The organism is Streptomyces triticagri, assembly GCF_003429565.1.
GTDB lineage: Bacteria > Actinomycetota > Actinomycetes > Streptomycetales > Streptomycetaceae > Streptomyces > Streptomyces triticagri.
Map to the genome: position 1 here is coordinate 1 of NZ_QUAK01000012.1, position 26,614 is coordinate 26,614.

25 protein-coding genes and 2 pseudogenes are annotated in these 26,614 nt (G+C 72.3%); 15 read left to right on the plus strand and 12 right to left on the minus strand.

From position 1 onward, the window contains the following. Window positions 1-1,420 (plus strand): hypothetical protein (locus tag DY218_RS01660; protein WP_233521295.1); only part of this gene is annotated, 1,420 nt, incomplete at its 5' end. A gap of 140 nt (window positions 1,421-1,560) precedes the next feature. Here DY218_RS01660 and DY218_RS01665 read toward each other — a convergent pair. Continuing rightward, window positions 1,561-2,403: a transglutaminase family protein gene (locus DY218_RS01665; protein WP_128554065.1), complete on the minus strand. Its 843-nt coding sequence runs from the start codon at window positions 2,401-2,403 to the stop codon at window positions 1,561-1,563. 17 nt (window positions 2,404-2,420) lie between these two features. Next, entirely contained in the window at window positions 2,421-3,584 is a 1,164-nt protein-coding gene (locus DY218_RS01670) for a GNAT family N-acetyltransferase (RefSeq protein ID WP_128554066.1), read from the minus strand. Window positions 3,585-3,725: 141 nt separating this feature from the next. On the opposite strand from DY218_RS01670, the gene fdxA reads away from it, so the two are divergent. Beyond that, the gene (fdxA, locus tag DY218_RS01675; RefSeq protein WP_033319951.1) at window positions 3,726-4,046 is read left to right on the plus strand and encodes a ferredoxin; all 321 of its coding nucleotides are present in this window, start codon (window positions 3,726-3,728) and stop codon (window positions 4,044-4,046) included. Between the two features lie 240 nt (window positions 4,047-4,286). Then, window positions 4,287-5,363: pseudogene (gene dapC / locus DY218_RS01680) on the plus strand (succinyldiaminopimelate transaminase); the annotation flags it as partial. A gap of 92 nt (window positions 5,364-5,455) precedes the next feature. Here dapC and DY218_RS01685 read toward each other — a convergent pair. Continuing rightward, the gene (locus DY218_RS01685; protein ID WP_128554067.1) at window positions 5,456-5,764 is read right to left on the minus strand and encodes a hypothetical protein; all 309 of its coding nucleotides are present in this window, start codon (window positions 5,762-5,764) and stop codon (window positions 5,456-5,458) included. 306 nt (window positions 5,765-6,070) lie between these two features. Continuing rightward, entirely contained in the window at window positions 6,071-7,039 is a 969-nt protein-coding gene (locus DY218_RS01690; RefSeq protein ID WP_128554068.1) for a heavy metal transporter, read from the minus strand. Between the two features lie 141 nt (window positions 7,040-7,180). On the opposite strand from DY218_RS01690, the gene dapE reads away from it, so the two are divergent. Beyond that, a complete protein-coding gene (gene dapE, locus DY218_RS01695) occupies window positions 7,181-8,296 on the plus strand; it encodes a succinyl-diaminopimelate desuccinylase (RefSeq protein WP_128554069.1) in 1,116 nt (371 codons plus the stop codon). Window positions 8,297-8,430: 134 nt separating this feature from the next. Then, window positions 8,431-9,180 (plus strand): LOG family protein, encoded by a 750-nt coding sequence (locus DY218_RS01700; RefSeq protein ID WP_128554070.1) that lies wholly within the window; start codon window positions 8,431-8,433, stop codon window positions 9,178-9,180. A 176-nt stretch (window positions 9,181-9,356) separates the two neighbouring features. Here DY218_RS01700 and folP read toward each other — a convergent pair whose 3' ends face one another. Next, entirely contained in the window at window positions 9,357-10,226 is an 870-nt protein-coding gene (gene folP, locus DY218_RS01705; protein WP_128554071.1) for a dihydropteroate synthase, read from the minus strand. Window positions 10,227-10,368: 142 nt separating this feature from the next. Here folP and DY218_RS01710 point away from each other — a divergent pair, with 142 nt between their 5' ends. Next, the gene (locus tag DY218_RS01710) at window positions 10,369-10,869 is read left to right on the plus strand and encodes a DivIVA domain-containing protein (protein WP_128554095.1); all 501 of its coding nucleotides are present in this window, start codon (window positions 10,369-10,371) and stop codon (window positions 10,867-10,869) included. Further along, complete coding sequence (locus DY218_RS01715; protein WP_128554072.1) at window positions 10,866-11,450, plus strand: DNA-3-methyladenine glycosylase I; 585 nt, start codon at window positions 10,866-10,868, stop codon at window positions 11,448-11,450. The genes DY218_RS01710 and DY218_RS01715 overlap by 4 nt, the downstream gene beginning before the upstream one ends. A gap of 12 nt (window positions 11,451-11,462) precedes the next feature. On the opposite strand, the gene chcB is transcribed toward DY218_RS01715, so the two are convergent. Further along, entirely contained in the window at window positions 11,463-12,263 is an 801-nt protein-coding gene (gene chcB / locus DY218_RS01720) for a 2-cyclohexenylcarbonyl CoA isomerase (protein ID WP_128554073.1), read from the minus strand. Between the two features lie 326 nt (window positions 12,264-12,589). Between chcB and DY218_RS01725 the strand changes: the two genes are divergently transcribed. Next, window positions 12,590-12,757: a DUF3117 domain-containing protein gene (locus DY218_RS01725; protein ID WP_003966491.1), complete on the plus strand. Its 168-nt coding sequence runs from the start codon at window positions 12,590-12,592 to the stop codon at window positions 12,755-12,757. Window positions 12,758-12,868: 111 nt separating this feature from the next. Here the strand turns inward: DY218_RS01725 and DY218_RS01730 are convergent, their stop codons facing one another. Then, the gene (locus tag DY218_RS01730) at window positions 12,869-13,543 is read right to left on the minus strand and encodes an O-methyltransferase (RefSeq protein ID WP_128554074.1); all 675 of its coding nucleotides are present in this window, start codon (window positions 13,541-13,543) and stop codon (window positions 12,869-12,871) included. Between the two features lie 188 nt (window positions 13,544-13,731). Between DY218_RS01730 and sigE the strand changes: the two genes are divergently transcribed. The 5 genes and pseudogenes from sigE to DY218_RS34745 form a co-directional block, all read left to right on the plus strand. Continuing rightward, window positions 13,732-14,544 (plus strand): RNA polymerase sigma factor SigE, encoded by an 813-nt coding sequence (sigE, locus tag DY218_RS01735; protein WP_128554075.1) that lies wholly within the window; start codon window positions 13,732-13,734, stop codon window positions 14,542-14,544. Next, window positions 14,541-15,524, plus strand: coding sequence for an anti-sigma factor family protein (locus DY218_RS01740; protein ID WP_128554076.1), 984 nt, complete (start codon window positions 14,541-14,543; stop codon window positions 15,522-15,524). Before sigE ends, DY218_RS01740 begins: the two co-directional genes overlap by 4 nt. Before the next feature lie 789 nt (window positions 15,525-16,313). Then, window positions 16,314-18,212, plus strand: coding sequence for a S1C family serine protease (locus DY218_RS01745; protein WP_407703536.1), 1,899 nt, complete (start codon window positions 16,314-16,316; stop codon window positions 18,210-18,212). A gap of 209 nt (window positions 18,213-18,421) precedes the next feature. Next, on the plus strand, window positions 18,422-18,916 hold the full coding sequence (locus DY218_RS01750; RefSeq protein WP_128554077.1) for a sec-independent translocase: 495 nt from the start codon (window positions 18,422-18,424) through the stop codon (window positions 18,914-18,916). A gap of 144 nt (window positions 18,917-19,060) precedes the next feature. Beyond that, window positions 19,061-19,781: pseudogene (locus tag DY218_RS34745) on the plus strand (hypothetical protein); the annotation flags it as partial. A 32-nt stretch (window positions 19,782-19,813) separates the two neighbouring features. Here the strand turns inward: DY218_RS34745 and DY218_RS01760 are convergent. The 3 genes from DY218_RS01760 to DY218_RS01770 all read right to left on the minus strand — a co-directional run bounded on the left by DY218_RS01760 (window position 19,814) and on the right by DY218_RS01770 (window position 22,840). Further along, entirely contained in the window at window positions 19,814-20,947 is a 1,134-nt protein-coding gene (locus tag DY218_RS01760) for an Mrp/NBP35 family ATP-binding protein (protein WP_128554097.1), read from the minus strand. A 65-nt stretch (window positions 20,948-21,012) separates the two neighbouring features. Then, window positions 21,013-21,576 carry a DUF1003 domain-containing protein gene (locus tag DY218_RS01765; protein ID WP_128554078.1) on the minus strand — a complete coding sequence of 188 codons (564 nt, stop codon included), beginning with the start codon at window positions 21,574-21,576 and terminating at the stop codon, window positions 21,013-21,015. Further along, on the minus strand, window positions 21,566-22,840 hold the full coding sequence (locus DY218_RS01770; protein ID WP_128554079.1) for a magnesium transporter MgtE N-terminal domain-containing protein: 1,275 nt from the start codon (window positions 22,838-22,840) through the stop codon (window positions 21,566-21,568). Before DY218_RS01770 ends, DY218_RS01765 begins: the two co-directional genes overlap by 11 nt. Window positions 22,841-23,030: 190 nt before the next feature. Between DY218_RS01770 and DY218_RS01775 the strand changes: the two genes are divergently transcribed. After that, complete coding sequence (locus DY218_RS01775; protein WP_128554080.1) at window positions 23,031-23,786, plus strand: hypothetical protein; 756 nt, start codon at window positions 23,031-23,033, stop codon at window positions 23,784-23,786. A 19-nt stretch (window positions 23,787-23,805) separates the two neighbouring features. Here the strand turns inward: DY218_RS01775 and DY218_RS01780 are convergent, their stop codons facing one another. Next, window positions 23,806-24,351 (minus strand): hypothetical protein, encoded by a 546-nt coding sequence (locus DY218_RS01780; protein ID WP_128554081.1) that lies wholly within the window; start codon window positions 24,349-24,351, stop codon window positions 23,806-23,808. A 47-nt stretch (window positions 24,352-24,398) separates the two neighbouring features. Continuing rightward, on the minus strand, window positions 24,399-25,532 hold the full coding sequence (locus DY218_RS01785; protein WP_128554082.1) for a magnesium and cobalt transport protein CorA: 1,134 nt from the start codon (window positions 25,530-25,532) through the stop codon (window positions 24,399-24,401). A gap of 475 nt (window positions 25,533-26,007) precedes the next feature. Here DY218_RS01785 and DY218_RS01790 point away from each other — a divergent pair, with 475 nt between their 5' ends. Continuing rightward, a complete protein-coding gene (locus tag DY218_RS01790; protein ID WP_128554083.1) occupies window positions 26,008-26,601 on the plus strand; it encodes a suppressor of fused domain protein in 594 nt (197 codons plus the stop codon). Window positions 26,602-26,614: the final 13 nt, after the last annotated feature.

Below are 26,614 nucleotides of genomic sequence, written 5' to 3' on the forward strand. Positions count from 1 at the left end.
CGGGTCCGGGCCCTGGGGCAACGGCGGTGCGCCGCCCACCGGTTCGCCCGCACCCGGCGGTCCGGGGGCCACCGGACCGCGCCCGCCCGGCGCGGGTGGACCGCCTGTGCCGCCGAGCGGGCCCACCGCCGGCCCCGTCACCGGCGAGGGACTCGTCCTGCCGCCCGGTTTCCGGCAGCAGGACGACCCCGAGCCGCCCCGTATGAGCGACGACACCGCGGTCCTCACCCCGCAGAGCCCGGGCCCCGGCGGCTCCGGCCCGGTGCCCGGCGGGCACGTGTCGGGCGACACTCTCAACAGCGGCATCCCCGTGGTGCCCAGCGGCCAGGGACCGGGTCAGCAGTCGGGCCCGGGCGGCCCGTTCGGCGGCGGCCCCGCGGCGCCGCACACGCCGCACACCCCGCCGGTCCTGCCCGAGCCTCCGCAGCAGCAGGGCCCACCGCCCGCCGCCACCAGCCAGTCCGCACCCGCCAAGCGCGGCCGCAACAAGCTGGTCCTGGCCGGCGCCGGCGTCGTCGGCGTACTCGTGATCGCATACGGTGCCGGGCTCCTGATGAACCACTCCGACGTACCGAAGGGCACCACCGTCCTCGGCGTCGAGATCGGCGGCGGCACCCACGACGAGGCGGTCAAGAAGCTGGACGCGGCGCTCGGCAAGCGCGCCGGACAGAAACTCCGTCTGAACGTCGACGGCGACGAGGTCGCGCTCGAGCCCGAGAAGTCCGGCCTGTCCCTGGACTACCAGGCCACCGTGCGCAATGCGGCGAGCAGCGACTACAACCCGGTGTCCGTGATCGGCTCGCTGTTCGGCAGCGGGCGCGAGGTGGAGCCGGTGATCCCGACGGACGAGGAGAAGCTGGCCGACGCGCTCGGCCGGGTGGCCGGCACGGCGGGCAGCGCGGCCGAGGGCACCATCAAGTTCCAGCCGGGCAAGGCCGTCCCGGTCTACGGCAAGACCGGCAAGCGGCTCAACCCGCAGGGCTCGATCGTGGCAGTCGAGGAGGCGTACCGCAGCCAGCTGGAGAGCGGTGCGGCCGAGCCGGTGCAGCTGCCGGTCTCCTCGGCCAGCCCGAAGGTGTCCAAGGCCGAGGTGGACCGGATGATGAAGTCCTTCGCCGAACCGGCGATGTCCGGGCTTGTCACGGTGCAGACCGACCCCGCGCACTCGGTGTCGTTCAGCCCCGAGAAGTCCATCTACAAGTTCATCACCGTGGTGCCGACCTCGGAGGGCAAGCTGGTGGAGAAGTTCGACCCGGCGGTCCTCAAGCAGCTGTACGGCAACACGTTCGACGGCGTCATGGTCACGAAGGGGGACGGCAGCAAGAAGCCGGTCAGTGTCCAGGAGGTGGCCGGCGCCCTCCGCGAGGCGTTGCGCGGCCGCACGGCCGCGGACCGGATCGCCACGATCCCCACCTCTTAGCTGCGCCACCTCCAGCCCCTCCGGCGTTTGAGGAGCGGGGTCCGGGGCAGCGCCCCGAAAGCCACGAGCGTGACCGCCGGTCAAAAGATGTCCTCAAACGCCGGACGGGCTGGAGGTGGTGCCGGACGGGCTGAATTGAACTAGTTCAGCAGCGATCGGGCGATACGCGCCTCAGCGCGGAGGCTCTCGGCCTCCGTGGGATCCACCGCGGCCACGACCTCGGCGTACGCGTCCAGCTCCGCCGCCCCGGCGACGTACTCACCCCGCTGCACAAGGAGCCGCCCCCGTTCCCCGCGAAGCCTCGCGGGATGCGCCGGCAGCAGCAGCGAGAGGTCGACGGCCCACAGCGACACGTCCGAGCGCTCCGGCCGACCCGCGGCCCACGCCCTGATGTTGTTCAGGATCCGCAGCACCGTCTCCAGCGGATCCGCGGGCCGCAGCATCGACGCGTCCAGGGAGACCCCCGTCGTACCCGAGACCAGCAGCTCGGCGTCCCCGCCGCTCAGTACCCGCCCACCGTCGAACGGATCGGCGAGCACCTGGTCCTCGGGTGACGCATCCGGCGGCCCGAAACCGACCACGAAGTGGCCGGGCAGAGCCACCCCGTACACGGGCGCACCGGCCCGCCGGGCCACCTCCAGCCACACCACCGACAGCAGGATCGGCAGCCCTCTGCGGCGCCGGAGCACCTCGTGCAGCAGCGAGGACTCCAGCCGCCGGTAGTCGCCCTGCGTGCCGTGGAACCCGTGGCGCCCACCGAGCAGTTCGGCGAGCGCGGCGGCCCAGGCATGCGGACCGCCGGGGCGGTACGGCAGCATCCCGGCGAGCCGGTCGAGCTCGATCTGTGCGGCGTCGACGCCCGCCTCGTCGAGAGCGGGGTCGGCCTCCGCGCCGATGAGCAGGCAGAGCAGGGCCAGGTCCGGTCGTTCCGCCCTGGCCTCGTCGGCGAACCGCTGCCGACGGTCGGGGATCGGCGAGCTCATACGTCCCTCGTGCCCTCTCAGTGCGATCGGAAGCGGTCGACGTCCTCCGGCGCCACGCGCGCGTGGACGTCGTCCTCAGGGGCCCGGAAATGGCTGTACAGGTGGTGGACCGTGAAGCCGAGACCGTCGTACAGGGCACGGGCCGCCGTGTTGTCCTCCTCGACCTGCAGCCACGCGGCCGATGCCCCCTCGTCGAGCGCACGCCGTGCGAGCGCGGCCATCACCGCCGTGCCGAGCCCCTCGCGCCGCCGCCCGTCGTCCACCTCGACCGCCATGAAGCCGGCCCACCGCCCGTCCACCACACAGCGGCCGATCGCCGCGGGCACGGGCCCGTCACCGTCCACCGTCGCGAACCACACCGAGGGGCCGCTGCCGAGCACCCGCAGCACGTGCGGCCCCGGCTCGCCGGCCCGCTGGTACCTCCGCAGCCAGTCCGCGTCGCAGCTCCGCGACAGCCGTACGGCATCCACCGGGACGCCCGCGACGTCCCCGACCGGCGCGAGCGCCCCGGTCAGCACCTGCGCCGTCACCTCGCGCACCCACCCGCGCGCCGCGAACCACTCGGCCAGCTCCTCCTGGGGGCCTCCCGCAGTCTCCCCCCGTGCCGCCCCGCCGCCGGTGGCCAGTTGGGCGTACGCCGGGAGGTCCCGGGCCGCGTACCACGCGCGCGTGGCCGCCAGCGCGTCGTCGAACGGCACGCCCGGATCGCCGAGCGGCAGCAGGGAGTTCGCCCGGCGGGTGAAACCGCTGCGGGGTGCGCCTCCCGCGCGCGGGACCCCGACCGGCGTCCCGGTCGCCGTCCCGACCGCCGTCCCGACCGGGCGGGGCGCGGCGGCCGCCCGCAGCTCCCAGGCGCCGATCCGCTCGCTCTCCACCGGCTGCCACGCGCGCGCCATCACCGGCGCCAGCTCCTCGAACGACGCGGCCGGGCCCCGGCGCCGCGCCGGTGCCGCGGGGACCACCTTGCCCGCGACCAGCGACGACTCCTCGATCCGTACGTCCTGACCGGTCCGCCGTGTGATGACCAGCACACCCTCGGTCCAGGATGTGAGAACCCCGACCGTGTCGGTGAACTTCTCCGTGCCGTTTTCCGCCGCGTACCGGCGTCGTACCGAAACGCGTTTGCCCACGTCATCGGGGTTAATCTGGACTTCGAGGCGACCGCCTCCAGTGATTTTCAAGGCTCTATCCGCCCCTCCTGTTCGGATCATCCACCGGAACGGAGATACTAGGTGCGGGCATCGACGACGCCGCGCTCCCGCGCGCCAGGCGGCGGAGGCCTGAGGAGGCCCGCCAGCGCCCTATCGAGGAGGAACGACAGCGTGACCTACGTCATCGCGCAGCCTTGTGTCGACGTCAAGGACAAGGCGTGCATCGAGGAGTGCCCGGTCGACTGCATCTACGAGGGCTCCAGGTCCTTGTACATCCACCCGGACGAATGCGTCGACTGTGGTGCCTGTGAGCCGGTCTGTCCGGTCGAGGCGATCTTCTACGAGGACGACACTCCTGAGGAGTGGAAGGACTACTACAAGGCGAACGTCGAGTTCTTCGACGAGCTCGGTTCGCCGGGCGGTGCGAGCAAGCTCGGTCTGATCGAGCGCGACCACCCGTTCATCGCCGAACTGCCGCCGCAGAACCAGTAGCGACGGCCGCGCCGCCCCGGTCCCGTACGGCAGCACCGCCGTACGGGACCGGGGCGTTTGCGCCGCCGGGCAGCACCCCGCGCGCAGACCCAGCCCCACGCAGAACGCGACGAAAGCGAGCACCGTGTCCGCCGTAACAGACCGGCTTCCCGTCTTCCCCTGGGACAAGCTCGAGCCCTACAAGGCGACCGCGGCCGCGCACCCGGGCGGCATCGTCGACCTGTCGGTCGGCACGCCCGNCGGCTTCCCGTCTTCCCCTGGGACAAGCTCGAGCCCTACAAGGCGACCGCGGCCGCGCACCCGGGCGGCATCGTCGACCTGTCGGTCGGCACGCCCGTCGACCCGGTCCCGGAGCTGGTCCAGAAGGCCCTGGTGGCCGCGGCGGACTCACCCGGCTATCCGACGGTGTGGGGCACGCCCGCGCTGCGCGACGCGATCGCCGGCTGGGCCGTGCGGCGGCTCGGCGCCGGGCAGGCAGGACACCGCAATGTGCTGCCCGTGGTGGGCTCCAAGGAGCTGGTGGCCTGGCTGCCGACCCAGCTGGGACTCGGCCCCGGCGACGTCGTCGGCGTCCCGCGGCTCGCCTATCCCACGTACGAGGTAGGGGCCCGCCTGGCCCGCGCCGAGCACGCGGTCTACGACGACCCGGTCGCCGACCTGGACCCGGCGGCCCTGAAGCTGCTCTGGCTCAACTCGCCGTCCAACCCGACCGGCCGGGTCCTGGCCAAGGACGAACTGGCCCGCATCGTGGCCTGGGCGCGCGAGCACGACGTGCTGGTGTTCTCGGACGAGTGCTATCTGGAGCTCGGCTGGGAGGCCGAGCCCGTCTCCGTGCTCGATCCGGAGGTCTGCGGCGGCTCGTACGACGGCATCGTCGCCGTGCACTCGCTGTCCAAGCGCTCCAATCTGGCCGGCTACCGCGCCGCGTTCCTGGTGGGCGACGAGTCCGTGCTCGGCGACCTGCTGCAGATCCGCAAGCACGGCGGCATGATGACGCCCGCCCCGGTGCAGGCCGCCACGATCGCGGCCCTCGGGGACGACACCCATGTCGCCGAACAGCGCGAGCGGTACGCGGCCCGGCGTGCGGCCCTGCGCGAGGCGCTGCTTCGGCACGGCTTCCGCATCGAGCACAGCGAGGCGAGCCTCTATCTGTGGGCCACGCTCGGCGAGTCCTGCTGGGAGACGGTCGGCCGTCTCGCGGAGCTCGGCATCCTGGTGGCGCCCGGCGACTTCTACGGCGAGGCCGGGCGCGAGTACGTACGGATCGCCTTCACGGCCACGGACGAGCGCGTCGCCGCGGCGGTCGGACGGCTCTGAGGCGCACGGCGTCCCACGACGCGGAAGGGCCCGGGAGTCGCCTCCCGGGCCCTTCGCGGTGCGCGTACGACCGTGTCCGGCCGGTGCGCGGCTCAGCCGAGCGGCAGGCCGCCCGGCGCGGCGGGCAGCCCGCCGATGAGGTCCTGCGAGGCCGCGCCCACGGTCGGCGCGGCGTCCTCGACGGCCTGGCCGCCGGTCTGTCCCGCGAGGCCGGTGGCGCTCTCGGCGGCACCGCCGACCGCGTCGCCGTCCAGCGCGGTCACCGCGCCGAGCGCGTCGGCGGCCGGCAGCTCGGCGGCGCCGGCGGAACCGGCCGCTGAGACGACACCTGCCAGCGGCGCTGCTCCCGCCGCGACGAGCAGCGCGGTGCGGGCGATCCGGCGGGTCAGGGGGAGGGACATGTTGCTCCTTCGAAACGGTTGGGACGGACGCCGTGACTACCGCGGAGACGCCCCGAAGGTTTCGGTGTGCCGACGTAAAGAGTTGGCAATGCGTCGCATGATCGACTGTGTACGAAAGCGGTCAAAGGGTGTGCCGGGCGGGCTGCCGCAGAATCCTCACTCCCCTTGGTGCGCAAGGCAGTTGACGGGCTGTACGAGGCTTCCCGAACGGAGGCCGGACGCGTCACCCGGGCGCCGGCGGACTGCCACCTTCGAGTGACGGGCCGCACGGGTGACTCCCGCCGCGGTCAGCGACTCCCGTTGCGCTCAGGGCGCGGTGACGATCCGTACCGCCTCGTCCGCGCCCTTCCCGGCAGCCGGGCCGTCCCCCGCCTCGCTCCACTTCGCCCCGGACTCCGCGGCCCGCCACTCCCGGCCGGCGTACGAGACCCGCTCGAGCCGCAGTTCGGCGGCGTGCGCGACGGCCCAGTGCGCGAGCTCCCAGCCGCGCCGGTCGCGGGTGCTCTCCGCGTTCGCGGCCGTCACGTCGGCGACCGGTACGGACACCGTGCGCCGCTGCTCGCCCTCGTCGACGTCCGAGCCCTGCCCGCCGGAGGCCACCGCCCCGGCCGCCTCGGTGCCGCTCAGGACGTCCGCCCCGAAGGCCTTCCGCAGCGCCTTGCGCACCTTCGCCGGGTCGCCCGGCTCGGCGGCCTCGCGCGTCTCGCAGCTGAAGGCGGCCGCGGCCCGGCCGGTCAGCGCCGCCGCGAGCAGCGCCGCGTCCGGCTCGTGCTTGGCGTACGCCTGCGGGTAACCGCTGCGCTGCACCCGCTGGGCGGCGACGGTCAGCGGCAGCCGGGAGTACCCGGGGACCTCGGCCAGGTGCTCGTAGAACTTCTCCGAGGAGTAGACCGGGTCCATGATCTGCTTCTCGGTGCCCCAGCCCTGCGAGGGCCGCTGCTGGAAGAGGCCGATCGAATCGCGGTCGCCGTGGTCGATGTTGCGCAGCCCGGACTCCTGCAGTGCGGTCGCGAGCGCGATCGTCACCGCCCGCTCCGGCATGCCGCGGGAGGTGCCGACGGCGGACACCGTCGCCGCGTTCACGGCCTGCTCCGCGGTGAACTCGTAGGTCCCGCCGTCCCCGTCGCCCGACACCACCAGGCAGCGCGGTGCGCGCTTGCCGCCGCCCGCGTACTGGATCGCCAGATAGCCCGCGAGCGCGACGAGCACGACGAGGGCAGCTCCGATACGAAGGAGCCGACCGCGCCTGCGGTACGGGGAGGGCTGAGCTGGCACGCGGACCACCGTACCGGTGCCCGCGGACGGCCCGTGGCCCCCGTCGGCCGCCGACGGACGCCGATCCTCCGTTCGGTCCGCACGTGCCGTCCGCGCACCGCCCGCGATGCCTTGTCGGAGGTCTCGGTTAGGGTCGGCGGCATGGCCGAAGCACCCTATGACGCACCTCATGGCGTACCCCAGGACACACCTCTCGACCTCACGCTCGACGCCGCGGAGCTCACCGCCCGGCTCGTCGACTTCCCGTCCGAGAGCGGACAGGAGAAGCCGCTCGCCGACGCGGTCGAGACCGCCCTGCGCGCCCTGCCCCACCTGACGGTGGACCGGTACGGGAACAACGTGGTGGCACGCACCCGCTTCGGCCGCGAGGAGCGCGTCATCCTGGCCGGCCACATCGACACGGTCCCGATCGCGGACAACGTCCCGTCCCGCCTCGACGAGGACGGCATCCTGTGGGGCTGCGGCAGCTGCGACATGAAGGCCGGCGTCGCGGTCCAGCTCCGGATCGCCCGCACGGTCACCGAGCCGAACCGCGACCTGACCTTCGTCTTCTACGACAACGAGGAGGTCGCCGCCCACCTCAACGGCCTCGGTCACGTCGCCGACGCCCATCCCGACTGGCTGGCGGGCGACTTCGCGGTCCTGCTCGAGCCCTCCGACGGCCAGGTGGAGGGCGGCTGCCAGGGCACCCTGCGGGTACTGCTGCGCACCGGCGGCGAGCGGGCCCACTCGGCGCGCAGCTGGATGGGCGCCAATGCCATCCACGCCGCCTCGCCGATCCTCGAGCGGCTCGCCTCGTACACTCCGCGCCACCCGGTCATCGACGGCCTCGAATACCGCGAGGGGCTCAACGCGGTCCGTATCGAGGGCGGTGTCGCGGGGAATGTGATCCCGGACGCCTGCACGGTCACCGTGAACTTCCGCTATGCGCCGGACCGTTCCGCGGAGGACGCCCTGGCGCACGTCCGCGAGGTGTTCGCCGACTGCGGCGTCGAGGAGTTCGTCGTGGACGACCACAGCGGTGCCGCGCTGCCCGGGCTCTCGCATCCGGCCGCGGCCGCGTTCATCGAGGCGGTCGGCGGCACCCCGCAGCCCAAGTACGGCTGGACGGACGTCTCCCGCTTCAGCGCCCTCGGCGTCCCGGCGGTCAACTACGGCCCGGGGGACCCGCAGCTGGCCCACAAGCGGGACGAGCGCGTCGACACCGCGAAGATCCTCGCGGGCGAGGAGCGCCTGCGGTCCTGGCTGACCTCCTGACCTGCCGGCCCGCCACGGACGGCCCCGCTCCTGGCGTTCACCTGCACTCCGCCGGGACCCGTCCGGCATTTACGCCCCGCTTCACAGGGGTCGATCTACGCTGAAGGCAGTGCGAATGACGGAAGGGGATATTCATGGGCAACCCGGACGAGCAGGGCCCGGTCGAGGAGCAGTACCTGGGACCGGTCGTGCGCCGCCGCTCGCAGATCAAGCCCGGCACCACGGACCAGCGGCTCCTCGACTCCGAGGGCGATTCCGAGTGGGTGCACACCGACCCGTGGCGGGTCATGCGCATCCAGTCCGAGTTCGTGGAGGGTTTCGGCGCGCTCGCCGAACTGCCGCCCGCGATCAGCGTGTTCGGCTCCGCGCGCACGCCGGAGGGCACTCCCGAGTACGAGGCGGGCGTGGCGATCGGCAAGGCCCTGGTGGAGGCCGGATTCGCGGTGATCACCGGCGGCGGCCCCGGCGCCATGGCGGCCGCCAACCGCGGTGCGCGGGAGGCGAAGGGCACCTCGGTCGGCCTCGGCATCGAGCTCCCCTTCGAGCAGGGGCTGAACGAACACGTCGACATCGGGGTCAACTTCCGCTACTTCTTCGTCCGCAAGACCATGTTCGTGAAGTACGCGCAGGGCTTCGTGGTGCTGCCCGGCGGCCTCGGCACCCTGGACGAACTCTTCGAGGCCCTCACCCTCGTCCAGACCCGCAAGGTCACCCGCTTCCCGATCGTCCTCTTCGGCTCGGCCTACTGGGGCGGCCTGGTCGACTGGCTCCGCGACACGGTCATCGCCCAGGGCAAGGCGGCCTCCCGCGACCTCCACCTCTTCCACGTCACGGACGACATCACGGAGGCGGTCACCCTGGTCACGAAGGAGGTCTCGGGCTGACGCCCACCGGGCGTCCCGCGATCCAGCCCGCCAAATCCAGCCCGTCCGGCACACCCAGCCCGTCCGGCACACCCAGCCCGTCCGGCGTTTGAGGACATCCTTTACAGCCCGTCCGGCGCTTGAGGACACCCCCGGGGCGTAGCCCGAAGGGGCCCCGGGGGCAGACGCCCCGGGACCTAAGCCAGCCCGCGCCGAGCGACCGATGGTGCGCGGCCCCCCGCGATCGCCCCCACCATCGCCAACACCTGTCGCGTCTCCGCGACTTCATGCACCCGATACACCCGCGCCCCGAGCCACGCCGACACCGCCGTGGTCGCCAGCGTCCCGATCAGCCGCTCCTTGACCGGCCGGTCAAGCGTCTCGCCCACGAAGTCCTTGTTGGACAGCGACACCAGAACCGGCCACCCCGTCCCGACCATCTCGCCGAGCCGCCGCGTCGCCTCGAGCGAATGCCGGGTGTTCTTCCCGAAGTCGTGCCCCGGGTCGATCAGTACGGACTCCCGCGGCACCCCGAGCTCCACCGCCCGCTCGGCCAGCGAGACCGTCACCCGCAGAATGTCGGCCATCACGTCCTCGTACGCGATCCGATGCGGCCGGGTCCGCGGCTGCACACCGCCCGCGTGCGTGCAGACGATCCCCACGCCGTGCCGCGCCGCCACCTCCGCCAGCCGCGGATCGACGCCGCCCCAGGCGTCGTTGAGCAGATCGGCGCCCGCCTCGCACACCGCCTCGCCGACCTCGTGCCGCCAGGTGTCCACGCTGATGATCACGTCGGGGTACCGCCGCCGCACCTCCGCGACGAACCCGACCGTACGGCGCGCCTCCTCCTGGGCGGTCACCTCCTCGCCGGGCCCGGCCTTCACCCCGCCGATGTCGATGATCGCGGCGCCCTCGGCCACGGCCTGCTCGACCCGGGCCAGCGCCGGCTCGTCGCGGAAGGTGGCGCCCTGGTCGTAGAAGGAGTCCGGGGTCCGGTTCACGATCGCCATGATCACCGGCTCGTGCGCGGCGAACTCCCGTCCACCGAGCCGCAGTGGCCCTTGCATCCCCTGATTCCTCCTCGCGTAGCTCGCCTGCGACCTTAACTGTCGGTGCTCCATGGCACGATCGGACCCGGACAGTGTGCCGGGGCCGCCGCTCGCGAGACCGGGGGGCGCCTCGGGACCGTAGGTGGTGTCTTCCGGGGAGATGGTCGTGTTCTGGTTCCTGCTCATCGCGCTGGTCGTGGTGGTCGCCGCGGTCGCGCTGGCCGTGGTCGGCGGCGGCGAGACCGGCCCGCTGTCCCGCTCGGCGCCGGACCGCCTGGTCGACCCGCTGCCCGAGGAGCGCCCGGTGGGCCGGGCCGATGTGGAGGCGCTGCGGCTGCCGATGGCGGTGCGCGGCTACCGGATGTCCGAGGTGGACGACGCCCTCGCCCGCCTCGGCGCCGAGCTCGCGGAGCGGGACGCCCGGATCGCCGAGCTCGAGTCGGCCCTCGCAGGCGCGGAGGCCGCCGCGGTCGGCGCCGGCCTCTTCCCGTCGTACGACACGGGGGAGACCTCCCAGTACCGGCCGGAGACCTCCCAGTACCGCCCGCGGGACCACGAGCCCGGCGACCAGGACCGGGGCGAGCCCCAGGACCCCGAGGACACCCCGCCCGCCGACCCGACCACCGAATCGCCGTACGGACCGGAGGAGCCCCGCCCATGACCGCCGCACAGCCCGGCGCCGACGGCGCACTCCGCTGTCCCTGGTCCCTGGCGAGCGAGGACTACACGGCGTACCACGACGAGGAATGGGGACGCCCGGTCCACGGCGACGACGCACTGTACGAGCGGCTCTGCCTCGAGGCGTTCCAGTCCGGCCTCTCCTGGATCACCATCCTGCGCCGCCGCGAGGGCTTCCGCCGCGCCTTCGCCGACTTCAAGATCGCCTCGGTCGCGGCCTTCACCGACGCCGACGCGGCCCGCCTCCTCGCCGACCCGGGCATCATCCGCAACCGCGCCAAGATCGCCGCGACCCTGACCAACGCCCGGGTGCTCGCCGACTGGTCCCCGGGCGAACTCGACGCGCTGATCTGGTCGTACGCCCCGGATCCCGGGCCCCGCCCGGTGCCGCGCACCCTCGCGGACGTCCCGGCGATCACCGACGAGTCGACGGCGCTGTCCAAGGCGCTCAAGAAGCGCGGCCTGCGCTTCATCGGCCCCACCACGGCGTACGCGATGATGCAGGCCTGCGGACTCGTCGACGACCACCTGGCCGACTGCACGGCCCGCGGCAGCGGCGGCTGACGCCCTACAGCCCTACTGCCCCAGATACGTCGGCTTCTCCTTCGCGATGAAGGCCTGCACGGCGATCGCGTGGTCCTCGGACGCGCCCGCCTTCGCCTGCAGCTCCTCCTCCTTGAGGAGGGTCTCGCTCAGTGCGTGCGACGCACCGTGTGCAAGCGACTCCTTGATCGCCGCATAGGCCACGGTCGGTCCGGCGGCCAGGGCGAGGGCCACCTTCCGCGCCTCGTCGGCGAGTTCGTCCGCGGGCACCACACGGTTCGCGATGCCCAGCTCGTACGCCTCCTGGGCCTTGATGCTGCGCGGGAAGAACAGCAGATCGGCGGCCCGGCCGTGGCCGACGAGGCGCGGCAGCGTCCAGGCGACCCCGGAGTCGCTGGTCAGGGCGACACCGGCGAAGGAGGTGTTGAAGGCGGCCGTGTCCGCCACGATCCGGTAGTCCGCGGCGAGCGCGAAGCCGAAGCCCGCGCCGGCCGCGACACCGTTCACGCCCGCCACCACCGGCTTGGGCATCCCGGTCAGGGCTCGCACGATCGGGTTGTAGTGCTCGGCGACCGTGCTCATCGTGTTGCCGCTGCCCGCCTCGCGGTCGGCCGTGAGCGTACCGATGTGCTCCTTCAGGTCCTGGCCCACGCAGAACGCCTTGCCGGTCGCCGTCAGGAGCACCGCGCGCACGGCGGGGTCCGCGGCGGCCGACTGCACGGCGTCCCGCAGCGCGACCTTGGCCTCCGTGTTCATGGCGTTCATGGCCTCGGGGCGGTTGATGGTGATCGTCGCGAGTCCGTCGTTCACCTCGTGGAGCACGCTGTCGGCCATGGTGCGGGTACCTCCGTCGCTGGGCATCACGTCGTCCGTGCCAAGGATGTCGGAGATCGCGGCGGGCCGAAATGTCGCGGCAGGTGTGACCTGCGTCTAACAATTCGGGATCGCCGTGACGCGTGGGGCGGCGCAGTATCGCAGTCACATCGCCGAATTGGGTGGTTTTGCTCAAGTGGGTTGCCCAAGCGATACGAACCGATGTTGGTCATCGGGTCCGGCGATGCGGGATAATGGCCTGGAAGCAATGTGTTCGATGCCGGTGACACAGCGCCTGTCATGGGGCCGCCGGCTGCGATGAGCTGGTTTCAGGAAGGGGAACGAGCATGGCGGCCATGAAGCCGCGGACGGGCGACGGCCCGCTCGAGGTGACCAAGGAGGGGCGGGGCATCGTCATGCGCGTTCCGCTCGAAGGCGGCGGTCGGCTTGTCGTCGAGCTGACGCCCGATGAGGCCGACGCGCTCGGCGACGCCCTCAAGAAGGTCGTCGGCTGACGCGGAGCGCCCGGCGCTTATTCAGGATGTGAATGCCCCGGCACACTAACAGCGTGCCGGGGTATCGCTGTGCCGGGGTGCTTCCCGGCCGGCCGCCGGCGCCCGACGGCGTCAGCGCTTGACCGCGCAGAGCAGCCCGTCCGCCGTCGGGAGCAGGGCCGGCAGCAGCTCCTCGCTCTCCCGTACGGCCCGCAGCAGCTCCCGCTGGCGCACCACCTCGACCGGCTGCGGTCCCGAGTCGACCGTACGGCCGTCCGCGAGGACTCCCTCGAAGCAGACCAGGCCGCCCGGGCGGAGCAGGCGCAACGATTCAGCGAGGTAGTCGAGGCACTCCGTCCGGTCGCCGTCGCAGAACACCAGGTCGTAGCCGCTGTCCGCGAGCCGGGGCAGTACGTCGAGGGCGCGGCCGGGGATGAAGCGGGCGCGATTGCCCGCGAAGCCGGCCGCCCGCAGGGCCTCGCGGGCGAACTGCTGGCGCTCGGGCTCGGGGTCCACGGTGGTCAGGACGCCGTCGGGACGCATGCCCTGCAGGAGGTGGATGCCGGACACGCCCGTGCCGGTGCCGATCTCGGCGACCGCCTTGGCGCCCGCCGTCGCGGCCAGCATCGCGAGGGTCGTACCGGTGGCAGGGGACACCGGACGCAGCCCTGACTCCCTGGCCCGCTCACGGGCCCAGAGCAGAGCTTCGTCCTCGGCGACGAAGGCGTCCGCGAACGCCAGGCTCGACTGCCGGTTGCCGGTGATGACCCTCTCCTGTCCCCGTTGATGGTCTGGCGGTGACTGTATCCGCTGGGGCCGGGAACCCGCAGATGGGACCGGGCGTTATGAGGGGGGAAACACAGGACGGGCACAGGACGGGGGAGGTGCGGGAGTTGAGCAGGAGTCCGGTCGCGGAGCGAGACGCAGTTCAGGGCGCCGCACTTATTCCAAATTCACGCAAAAAAGCTTATCCGGAGCTAACGGTCGAGGTGGCTATGGTAGGGGCTCCACTGGACACCACCAGAGCCGACAGGGGAGGTGCGGCTACGGCCGGTGACCGGGGAAATATGTCGCGCATACGGCGTCGTTTTCTCAGGTCGGCGGGCGAGCCGAAATCCGTGACCGACACTGCTGACCGTTCCCCCCGCAGCCCTCAGGGCGCGGGAGGTGCCACCGAAACCGAATCCGCACACACCGCGACCTTTGCCGCCGATGCGGAATCGGGGGCGTGGACTCCGCCCACCTGGGAGGAGATCGTCAGCACGCACAGCGGCCGTGTGTACCGCCTCGCCTATCGCCTCACGGGTAATCAGCACGACGCCGAGGACCTCACCCAGGAAGTCTTCGTCCGCGTATTCCGCTCCCTCTCGACGTACACCCCGGGCACTTTCGAGGGCTGGCTGCACCGCATCACCACCAATCTCTTCCTGGACATGGTCCGGCGGCGCCAGCGCATCCGTTTCGACGCGCTCGGTGACGACGCGGCGGAGCGGCTGCCCAGCCGCGAGCCGTCGCCGCAGCAGGTCTTCCAGGACACCCACTTCGACGCCGACGTCCAGCAGGCGCTCGACACCCTCGCGCCCGAGTTCCGCGCGGCCGTCGTCCTGTGCGACATCGAGGGTCTGTCGTACGAGGAGATCGCCGCCACCCTGGGCGTCAAGCTGGGCACCGTGCGCAGCCGTATCCACCGTGGGCGCTCGCAGCTGCGCAAGGCGCTGCAGCACCGTTCGCCGCAGGCCCGCGCGGAGCGGCGTCTGGTCGGGGCCGCGGGTGTGCCCGCGCTGGGAGGAGGGGGCGCGTCCGCGTGAGTGGTTCACGTCCTACACCTGCCGAGCAGCACCTGGGCGATCGTCTCGCCGCCCTGGTGGACGGCGAGTTGGGCCATGACACCCGGGAGCGGGTGCTGGCTCATCTCGCGACCTGCGCCAAGTGCAAGGCCGAGGCCGATGCACAGCGCCGGCTCAAGACCTTCTTCGCCGACACCGCGCCGCCGCCACCGTCCGAGGGCCTCCTGGCCCGGCTGCAGGGGCTGCCGGAGGGCGGTCCCGACGGTGGCTCGCCGTTCGGCGGGGACGAGATGCTGCCGGTGTCGGCCGACCGTTTCTTCGGCATGCCCGGGGAGGGCACCTTCCGTTACGCGCCCGCGGGCGGCGCCGGCGGGCTGCTGCCCGGGGGCGACTCCGGGCGCGGCTTCCGGATCCACGACGTCGGGCGCGGTGCGGCCGAGCGGTCTGCCTCCCGTGGCCGGCGGTTCGCGTTCGCCGCAGCCGGGGCGGTCTCGCTGGCCGCCATCGCGCTCGGCGGGGTCTCCACGGGACTGCCCAGCGACACCGGTGACATACGCGGCTCCAAGGCCGCCCCGCAGCGCACCCAGGGCGGCGGGGGCACGGCCGCCGGCGATACGCAGCGACGGCGCGGCAGCGGGCAGTTGGCCACCGCGCAGACCGGCCAGGCACGGACCTTGGCGGCGCCGGCCGCCACGCCGAGTGTCTCGGCGCCGCTGCTGCCCGGAGTTCCACAGCGCGAGCGGACGCTGCAGGAGGCGAGGGCGCAGGGCATGCCTGCCTCGCCGCTGCTCTCCGGAGCCGGGGCCACGAGCGCCCTGTCGCCGTTGATACGGCCGGTGTCGGAGTCCGCGGAGCAGCCGCCTGTACGAGGGCCCGTGGAGCGCGGTCCCGCGCAGGGGCTCGACCCCAGGTCCGGACTCGACTCGGCCTCGGGCGTCTGGGCCGGTGCATCGGCCGCGCCCACGGCGAGCTCGGGGCCTTCGGTTTCGTCCGCCCGCTGATCGCGCCCTGCGCGATCGCTCGCAAACCTGGTTGAATTCTGCTGGCCGTGTCCGTCCCGGGAGTTGGTGTCCCGAGGGATGCGGCACCGGGGACTGAGACCGAGCCGCAGCGCAGGCGCGCGGCTCTCCGCGGGACAAGGGGTGCGACCGCCCCGGCCGCGCACCAGCTGTGGGGAGAACATGGACGAGCGGGGGCCCACCGGGCCGAAGGCGAAGTGGTGGAGCCGTCCGCGGAGAGCGGCAGCGGACGCCTCGGGGGCGGCGGAGCCGGCTGGGTCCGCCGGCTCGGACGGGGCGTTCGGGGCCGGGGCTTCTGGTGCGATCGGCGCTCCCGGGCAGCCTGCGGATGCGGTGCCGGATGCAGTCGGGGCGGCAGATGAGCCCGGTGCGGGCGTCTCGGATTCCTCGGCTGCCTCGGACGCCGCGTCCGCCGCGCGGCCGGTCGACGCGGCAGACGCGCCGTCGGTGGCCAAGTCCCTTGAGGGGCAAGGTGGTTCCGTCGGCCCCTCCGGCGTCGGAGCTGCGGAGTCCGGTGCTTCGGACGCGGGTGCCACCGGCTCCGTGCCCGCCGACGAGCCCGGCGGCGGTGACTACCTGCTGCAGGACTCGGTGCCGAGCGGCGCCCGGGCCGAGGCGCACGGCGACGCGGACGGCGGCGAGCCCGGTTCGGCCGATGCGTCTGCTGCCTCCGACGTGCCCGCCGCCTCCGACGCGCCTTCGGCGCCCGGTGTCGTGCGAGAGCTCGCGGACGACGTGCCCGCTGCGGATCGCGTAGCTGCTGCGGACCCCATATCCGGGTCACCCGCTCCCGACGGTCCCACCCCCGACAATCCCGCCTCCGATGCGTCCACCTCGGCCACCCCCGCGGCAGCCACCCCCGCCGCAGACACCCCCTCCGACGCGCGGCCGACGCCCCGGCACGCGCCCGATCCGTACGGGACACCGCCCTACGGGGAGCCCGGACCGTGGGCGCCCGCACCGCCCGTGCAGCATCCCGTGGCCACGCCGGCCCAAGGCACGCACGTACCGCCGAGCACGGCGCAGACCTCCGCGCCGCCGCCCGCCGGGAGCCACGGCGCGACAGGCGAAGCCCAACGACCCGCTTCCGGGCCGCACGAGCCCGCGCAGAGCGGGCCCATCCAGCCCCGGACCGGGCATCCCCAGGGCCCGCCGGGCCACAACCGCCCGGCGCCGAACCAGCAGGCACCGAACACCGGAACCGCGCACACCCAGGCTCCGCACCCCCAGCCCCCGCACCCGAGTCCGCCCGCCCCGACCACGAACGGCCCTCACCAGCCCGGAACCCCGGCCCAGCCCGGAACTCCGGCCGGAGGCACCCGCCTCCCCACCGGCGCCACCCCGCAGGCAGCGACCGCGCACCCCGCCGCCCCGCACCCCGGCCCCGAGCAGCACACCAACACCCCGCACCAGCCCGGCCCCGGCCACCACCACCCCACCCCCGGCGGCCGCCCGCCCGCACCCACCACGCCCTGGCAGCACTACGACCCCTGGCGCGCCCCGGCCGGAGGGCCCCTGCTGCACCCGGCTGGCCCCGGCGGCGTTCCCAAGGAGAAGCGCGGCCGCCGTCGTGGGCTGCTGGTACTGGGAGCCGTCGCCCTCGCCCTCGTGGCGGGCGGCATCGGCGGTGGCATCGGCGCGTACTGGGAGCGCAACGGCGGTATCGGGACGGTCGAACTCCCGCAGACCGACAAGGAGTCCAGGGACCGGGCCCCCGACAGCATCGCCGGAATCGCCGCCAAGGCCCTCCCCGGAGTGGTCACCCTGCATGTGAACGGCGGCGGCGCACAGGGCACGGGCACCGGCTTCGTGATCGACAACCGCGGCCACATCCTGACCAACAACCACGTCGTCGACCCGGCGGGCACGGGCGGCCGGATCACCATCACCTTCAGCGGCGGCGAGACCGCCAAGGGCCGTGTGGTCGGCCGCGACTCCGGCTACGACCTGGCCGTCGTCAAGGTCACCGGCGTCTCCGGCCTCAAGCCCCTGCCGCTCGGCAATTCGGAGAACGTCCGGGTCGGCGACCCGGTGGTGGCCATCGGCGCCCCGTTCGACCTGTCCAACACGGTCACCTCCGGGATCATCAGCGCCAAGGAGCGCCCGATCACCGCCGGCGGCGAGGAGGACGGCAGCGACGTCAGCTACGTCGACGCCCTGCAGACCGACGCCCCGATCAACCCGGGCAACTCCGGCGGCCCGCTGGTCGACTCCGAGGCCCGGGTGATCGGAATCAACAGCGCCATCCGCTCCGCCGGCAGCGGCTCGGACCAGGAGGGCGGCGGGCAGGCGGGCTCGATAGGACTCGGCTTCGCCATCCCGGTCAACCAGGCGAAGCGGGTGGCCGAGGAGCTCATCAACGACGGCCGCGCCACCCACCCGGTCATCGAGGTCACCCTCGACACCCGCTACGACGGCGACGGCGCCCGGGTGGCCAAGAAGGGGGCCGACGGCACCCGCGCCGTCACCCGCGGTGGTCCGGGCGACAAGGCCGGCATCAAACCGGGCGACGTGATCACCGAGGTGGACGGCCGGCGGGTGCACTCCGGCGAGGAGCTGATCGTCAAGATCCGCTCCCACCGCCCGGGCGACAAGCTGGACCTGACCCTGGAGCGATCCGGCAAGAAGCGCACGCTGTCCCTGGTCCTCGGCGCCTCGCACGGTGACTGAGGGCCTCGCACGGTGACTGAGGCACCCGGTGAACACCGGCCCGTACCCCGAACTGCCCCGGGACAGTACCGGCCGTACAGCATCGGCGGGTACCGTGGACCCTGCCCGAGCCCGGCCCGCCCCGAAGGACCAGGGAACCGAAGGAACCGACGGACCGGTCAGGCACGGGACGTCCTGCCCGGGCCGCGGACATCGCTAGGAGCTGCAAGGTGTTCAATGACATAGGCGCACTTGAGCTGGTGACGCTCGTGGTCCTCGCCGTGATCATCTTCGGTCCGGACAAGCTGCCCAAGGTCATTCAGGACATCTCCGGTTTCATCCGCAAGGTCCGCGAGTTCTCCGACAGCGCCAAGCGGGACATCCGCGAGGAGCTCGGACCGGAGTTCAAGGACTTCGAGTTCGAGGACCTGAATCCGAAGAAGTTCGTCCGCAAGCACCTGGACTCCGACGAGCTCGGCCTCAAGGAGATCCGTAACAGCTTCGACCTCAAGAAGGAGATGAACGAGGTCGCGGACGCGGTGAACGGGGACGAGGGCGATTCCGGGAAGCCGTCGCTGTCCAAGGACACCGCACCCTCGCTGTCGAAGGACCCCGCGCCGTCGCTGACGAAGGACACCGCGCCCTCGCTCACCAAGGACGGCGGCGCGGCCGCGCCGAAGCAGGCCACCGCGGACCTTCCGCCGTTCGACGCGGACGCCACCTGAGTCCGAGCTCCGTCGCGCCCGGATCACAGGCCCTCTGACACGCCGACATCTACCACCCGTAGGGTGACGACGGCCTCAGGGCAAAACTGGCGAAGCCACCCCAAACGGCGCCGCAATCCGGGCAAATACCGATCCCGTGCCGCCATGAGATCCGTCTCGCCCGGCGGGGATGGCTATTCTCCTCTGTTGTTGTCCGGACTCAGGACGCCCGAGGGGGGCGGGCCGCTCCGGACCGACTGCGAACGAGGAGGCGGCCGGACAGATGCAGACGAAGAGTCAGACAGGCCCGGGCACGGTCGACGGTTATCTCCTGGCGCCGTTCCCGTGGTACGGCCTCGACGAGGCGTTCACCGGACCGCGCTGGCTGATGCAGGTCGGCGCGGGCGCGGACGGCACGGTCGAGCACGGTTCCGTCGGACACGGCGAGGAGCCGTCCGTACGGTCCGAGGCCACCCTGGACCGCGAGCGCTTCGCGGTCGTCGTGACCGTGGCCTCCAGCCCGCTCAGGGACAGCGCGGACGGTACGGGCATGCTCGAGGCCACTTCGGTGTCGTCGGCCGCCTGGCTGGCCGGCGTCGGACTGCTCACCTTCACCTGGCCCGGACAGCTGGACCACACCCTGCGCGACGACTGGCTGGACCAGCAGACCGAGGCGGCCTGGGTCCTCGCGGACGACCTGGACGGCCCCGACTGGACGAGCCTGTCGCTGCCGGTGAACGGCGTGCCGGTGCCGTTCCACTACCGCGAGTCCGAGTACGGCTGGGTCCTCGCGGGCTCCACCCGGGCCGGCGTGCACCTCGGTGCGTACGGCCGCGGCCTGAGCGCGTACGGGCTCGGCTTCGCCGAGATCAAGGACATCGGCGCGTGCACACCCGGCCGCGCGCCGGGCGCACCGCCTCAGAACTTGTTGCGCGGCGTGATCCCGAGCGCCATGCCCGACAGGCCCCGCTGCCGCCCGCCGAGCTTGCCGGCGATCGACCGCAGTGCCGATCCGGCGGGAGACTCCGGGTCGGTCAGGACGACCGGCCTGCCGTCGTCGCCGCCCTCGCGCAGCCGTACGTCGATCGGGATCGAGCCGAGCACGGGCACCTGGGCTCCGGTGGTCCTGGTGAGCCCCTCGGCGACCCGCTCGCCGCCGCCGGTGCCGAAGACGTCCACCATCTCGTCGCAGTGCGGGCAGGGCAGACCCGACATGTTCTCCACCACGCCGACGATCTTCTGGTGGGTCTGCACTGCGATCGAGCCGGCCCGCTCGGCGACCTCCGCGGCGGCCTGCTGGGGGGTGGTGACGACCAGGATCTCCGCGTTGGGCACCAGCTGGGCGACCGAGATGGCGATGTCGCCGGTGCCGGGCGGCAGGTCGAGCAGGAGTACGTCCAGATCGCCCCAGTAGACGTCGGCGAGGAACTGCTGGAGCGCGCGGTGCAGCATCGGCCCGCGCCACACCACCGGGGCGTTGCCCGGGGTGAACATGCCGATCGAGATGACCTTCACGCCATTGGCCGAAGGCGGCATGATCATGTTCTCGACCTGGGTGGGACTGCCGTCCGCGCCCAGCATGCGGGGGACCGAATGGCCGTAGATGTCGGCGTCCACGACACCGACCTTCAGGCCGTCGGCGGCCATCGCCGCCGCGAGGTTCACCGTCACCGAGGACTTGCCGACGCCGCCCTTGCCGGAGGCGACCGCATAGACCCGGGTCAGCGAACCGGGCTTGGCGAACGGCACCTCGCGCTCCGCGGTGCCGCCGCGCAGCGATGCGGCGAGCTCGCGCCGCTGCTCGTCGCTCATCACGTCGAGCGTGACATCGACCCGGGTGACGCCCTCGACGGCGGCGACCGCGTCCGTGACGTTCTGCGTGATGGTGTCGCGCATGGGGCAGCCGGAGACCGTCAGATAGACGGTCACGGCGACCGCGCCGTCCGTACCGATCTCGACCGATTTGACCATGCCGAGCTCGGTGATCGGCCGGTTGATCTCGGGGTCGTTGACCGTGGCGAGCGCATCGCGCACCGCGTCCTCGGCCGGCAGGGAAGTCTCGGTAGCCATACGAGAAATAGTACGGCCGAGTAGCACCACCCGATCGGTCGACTGCGTCACGTACCGCGCGGCCGCCGGCCGTCCTCCGTCGCCGGGCCCGCCACCGGATGTCGGGACTGGTCCAACTCCCGTACCAGATCCTGCAGTTCGGAGCGGATCCAGTCCCTGGTCGCCACCTCGCCGAGGCCCATCCGCAGGGCCGCGATCTCGCGGGTCAGATACTCGGTGTCGGCCATCGACCGTTCGTTCTGGGTGCGGTCCTGCTCGAGGTTGACGCGGTCCCGGTCGTCCTGCCGGTTCTGGGCGAGCAGGATCAGCGGGGCCGCGTACGAGGCCTGCAGGGACAGGGCGAGCGTCAGGAAGATGAACGGGTACTCGTCGAAGCGCAGCGACTTCGGCATCAGGACGTTCCACACCACCCACAGGATGATGATGATCGTCATCCAGACGATGAAGCGTCCGGTGCCGAGGAAGCGGGCGATCTTCTCCGACATCCGGCCGAAGGCCTCCGGGTCGTACTCCGGAAGCAGCCTGCGGCGCGGCGCGCGCGGCTGGTCGAGCCGGATCCGGGGGCGGGGTTCGACGGCCGTCCTGGCGTCCCGCTCGCGCTCAGCCGGCACTGTTCACCTCCGGCGGGGAGTGGAACTCCGTCTCGCGCCAGTCCTCGGGCAGCAGATGGTCCAGTACGTCGTCCACCGTCACCGCGCCGAGCAGCGACCCGGAGTCGTCCACGACGGGCGCCGCCACCATGTCGTACGTGGCGAAGAAGCTGGTCAGCGCGGTCAGCGGGGTGTTCGGGTCGAGGGTCTGCAGATCGCGGTCGAGCATCGCGCCGACCAGCGTGAACGGCGGATCGCGCAGCAGCCGCTGGAAGTGCACCGTGCCGAGGTACTTGCCGGTCGGTGTCTGGTCCGGCGGGCGGCAGACGTAGACCTGCGCGGCGAGCGCGGGGGAGAGGTCCGGATTGCGCACCCGGGCGAGCGCGTCCGCGACTGTGGCGTCCGGCTGCAGCACGATCGGCTCGGTGGTCATCAGACCGCCCGCGGTCCGCTCCTCGTACGCCATCAGCCGCCGTACGTCCGCCGCGTCGCTCGGCTGCATCAGGGTGAGCAGCCGCTCCACGTCCGCCTCGGGCAGCTCGCCGAGCAGATCGGCCGCGTCGTCCGGGTCCATCGCCTCCAGGACGTCCGCGGCCCGCTCCTCCTTGAGCTTGCCGAGGATCTCGATCTGGTCGTCCTCGGGCAGCTCCTCCAGTACGTCCGCGAGCCGGTCGTCGTCGAGCGCCGCGGCCACCTCGGCGCGGCGTTTGGGCGAGAGGTGGTGCAGCACATTGGCCAGGTCGGCGGGCCGCAGCTGCTCGAAGGTGGCGAGCAGATTCTCCGCGCCCTGCGCCTGCTCCTCGAGCGAGAAGCCGGTCACCGCCGACCATTCGACGGTGAACGCCTCGGCCTTGCGCCGCAGCGCCCCGCCCTTCCCCTTGCGTACGAAGACCTTGTCGATCTCCCAGTCGCGGCGGGCCGGCAGCTGCTGCACGGCGATGTCCAGGACGGTCACCTCCTCGCCGGTCTCCACAAGCGTCACCCGGCGGTCCAGGAGTTCGCCGAGCACCAGGCGTTCGGTCGGGCGCTGCTCGAAGCGGCGGACGTTCAGGACGCCCGTGGTGATCACCTGGCCGGAGTCGATGCCGGTCACCCGGGTCATCGGCAGGAAGATGCGGCGGCGCGTGGACAGCTCGACGACCAGGCCGAGCAGTCGGGGCGGGCGGTTGCCGATGCGCAGGATGACGACCAGGTCGCGGACGCGGCCGACCTGGTCGCCGTTCGGGTCGAAGACCGCGGTGCCGGCGAGATGCGAGACGAAGATCCGGGAGACGCCTGCCGCCATGCCGTGGCCTCCTTCCCGTCCGTGCTCCGTCTTGCCACGCTTTGTTACCGAATACGAGCTTCAGGCTAGTACGAGGCATTGCGCCGCGCCCTGCCTCCGCGTCCGGTGGGCTCTCTGCAAAGGGCCGCAGGTGATCCCGGTACGCTGCCGTACTGCCGTGCAGGTTCCTGATGAGAGGCGGCGCCGCAACGTGACTGCAATCGCTCCTGGCCGCACCCGTCGCACCGCGGGAGCGGCCGTGCTGTGCGCGAGTCTCGCGGTCGTGGGGCTCGCCGGCTGCAGCGACGGCGAGGAGGACCCCGACGCCGGGACCAATGGTGTCGCCAAGCTCTCCGCCGCCAGGATCCAGAGCAAATCGCGCAAGGCCGCCACGACCGCCGACTCGGTACGGCTCTCCGGCTCGGTGGTCAGCAAGGGCGCCACGTACAAGCTGGACATGCAGCTGACGGGGGACGGCGGCAGCGGTGAGGTGCGCTCCGGGAAGCGGACCTTCCAGCTGCTCAGGGTCGGCGAGCAGCTCTTCCTGAAGGCCGACGCGCAGTTCTGGACCTCGGGCAAGGAGTCGGGCGGCAAGGCCGACGAGGCGGCGGCGGGCAAGCTCGACGGTAAGTACGTGAAGGTCCCCGAGGGCGACAAGTCCTACCGCCAGCTCAGCGGCTTCACCGACAAGAAGCTGCTGCTCGACGGGCTCCTCACGCTGCACGGCAAGCTGGAGAAGGGCGAGCGCGGCAGCACCGGCGGCGTCCGCACCATCGAGATCACCGGCGACCAGGGCGCGGGCGGCACCCTCGACGTCTCCCTGGAGGGCCCTCCGTACCCGCTGACGCTCGAGCGGGCCGGCGGCGCGGGCGTCCTCAAACTGACCGACTGGGGCAAGGACTTCGAGGTCGAGCCCCCCACCAAGGGCGAGACGGTCGACTACGGGCAGGAGCTGCCGTCCTCGTGAAAACCGGGGCGGCCAGGGGCTAGCTGTCGCGCTTCCCGCTGTTGCGCCTCCCGCCGTCGCGCTTCCCGCGCCGGAACAGCAGCCGGGGCAGCGCTCCGGGGATCGGCTCCCGGGTCGTGGCGGGCGTCGGCAGCGGGACGGCCGCGAGCGAACCGTCCGGGAGCCCGGCGAGAGTCTCCCGCGGTTCGAGCCGCAGGACGCGGCATTCGCGGGCCCAGCGCTCGGTGAGCTGATCGCTGTCCGGGGCGTTGAGCCGCTTGCCCTTGAGCTCGCCGACCGCGGTCTCCCACGCCTCGGTGCCGGGCGCCAGCTCCACGACGTGCGCGGTCCAGGTCAGCAGCCGGCCGCCCTTGTCCTTGCTGCGGACGGTGACCTCGGCGGTGGCGTCCGCCGCGAGCCCCGGCAGCGGCTGCTCGCCGGGACCGTCACCGACGAGCAGGACGGCCCCCTCGTGCCATACGTGCCACAGGGCGCGGTCGGGGCCGGCGCCACGGACCCAGACGAGACCCGACTTCTTCGTGGCCTCCTCGAGGAGGGCCCGGTCCAGGAGCGGCTCAGCAGTCATGCGGGCAGCCTATGCGAGGGCAGCCGGGGGGCGGTCGACGGAGGCCCTCACAGCCATCCGTTCCGCTTCAGTGTGCGATGGATGGTCAGACAGATGCCCGCGATCCCGAGCAGGACCATCGGGTACCCGAACCTCCAGTGCAGCTCGGGCATATGGTCGAAGTTCATGCCGTAGACCCCGCAGATCATGGTGGGTACGGCGATGATCGCGGCCCAGGACGTGATCTTGCGCATGTCCTCGTTCTGCGCGACGGTCGCCTGGGCGAGGTTGGCCTGCAGAATCGAGTTGAGCAGCTCGTCGAAGCCGATGACCTGCTCCTGCACGCGCGCCACATGGTCGGCGACATCCCGGAAGTACTTCTGGATGTCCGGGTCGATCAGCCGCATCGGGCGCTCGCTGAGCAGCTGCATCGGCCGAAGCAGCGGCGCGACCGCACGCTTGAACTCCAGTACCTCGCGCTTGAGTTGGTAGATCCGCCCGGCGTCGGTGCCGCGCGCGCCGCCCTTGCCTCGCGAACTGCCCTTGCCCGTACCGGAGAAGACCTCGATCTCCACCTCGTCGATGTCGTCCTGCACCGCGTCCGCGACCGCCATGTATCCGTCGACGACATGGTCGGCGATGGAGTGCAGGACCGCGGACGGGCCCTTGGCCAGCAGCTCCGGGTCGTCCTGCAGCCGGTGCCGCAGCGCCCGCAGCGAACCCTGGCCGCCGTGCCGGACGGTGATGAAGAAGTCCCGCCCGGTGAAGCACATGACCTCGCCGGTCTCCACGATCTCGCTGGTGGCGGTCAATTCGTCGTGGTCGACGTAGTGGATGGTCTTGAAGACGGTGAACAGGGTGTTGTCGTAGCGCTCCAGCTTGGGGCGCTGGTGGGCATGCACCGCGTCCTCGACCGCCAGCGGATGCAGCCCGAACTCCGAGGCCACACCGGCGAATTCGGCCTCGGTCGGCTGGTGCAGACCGATCCAGGCGAAGCCGCCCTCGCGGCGCACCCGCAGCATGGCCTCGTGCGGCGTGAGCGGGCGCTCGGTCCTGACCCGGTGGCCGTCGCGGTAGACCGCGCAGTCGACGACGGCCGAGGAGGCCTCCGGGACACCCGTGTCGGCGTACGGCCCGTACGGGGCGGCGCTCTTGCGCTGCGAGGGGCTCACGGCGGCGCGCAGGTCACGAATCATGGACATGGCAGGCTCCTTCTGCGGCGCGGCTGCCTGCGCATGGGTGGCGCAGCCCGGAATGAGGACGTACGGCGTGCTGTCACGTCCGCAAAGCGGGCGGCACCGCACCGGCGCGGTGGCGGCCTTCGCTACTGACACGGATCGAACGGGATTCGCTGCTCTTCCGTCGGTGCGGCATGCCAGGGACCGGAGGTGTTTACCCGGAGAAGACCCGGGTACGGAGTCACTCGGCCCGAGGGAGCGGTTACCTGGTGGCGGAAGAACAGGTGGTACTACTGCACGGTCGACTTCGATCCATGTCAGCCCCACCTCCTCCGGCCGGTCCCCCGTGGGGGAGTGTCCGTGTCAGGGGCGGGCGGCTCGACTGAGCCCATGCCCGGGACGCCGCTGCGCCCTGCCCCGATCAGCGGCCAAGACTAGCAGTCGAGCACGGTGTCAAGGCCGCGCTCTGCGCGTTCCCGACGAGTTCTATGCTCGCCCCATGGCAGATGTTCTTGCGCTGGTCGAGGCCAGGTTGCGTACGGCACTCGGGGAACCGGACGCGCGGGCCGCGGTCACCTTCCTCGGCACCGACCGCATCGAGGTGCTCCGCTTCTCCGACCAGGCCTCCGGCGGCATCGTGCGCTACGCCACGCTCGGCATGGCAGCACAGCCGATGGCCGACCCCACGGCCGTGCTCGCCGATCCGCTGCGCGGGCCGCGCGCCGAGCTGGTCCTCTCGGTCCGCGCCGGCCTCGCCGACACCGACAAGGTGCTGCGCCCGCTCGCCGTACTGGCCGCCTCGCCGCAGGTGGAGGGCGTCGTGGTGGCCCCCGGTGCCTCGCTCGACGTGGGCGAACCGCTGTGGCCCGGCGCCCCGTTCACCTCGGTCCTGGTGGCCGAGCCCGGCGGCCTGGTGGACGATCTGGACCTCGAAGAGCCGCTCGACCCGGTGCAGTTCCTGCCCCTGCTGCCGATGACGCCCAACGAGGCGGCCCACAAGCGCGTGCACGGCGCGGCCGAACTCCAGGAGCGCTGGCTGAACCACGGCACGGACGTACGCGACCCCCTCCGCTCGAGCGTGCGGCTCGACTGACTGCGGAGGGGGC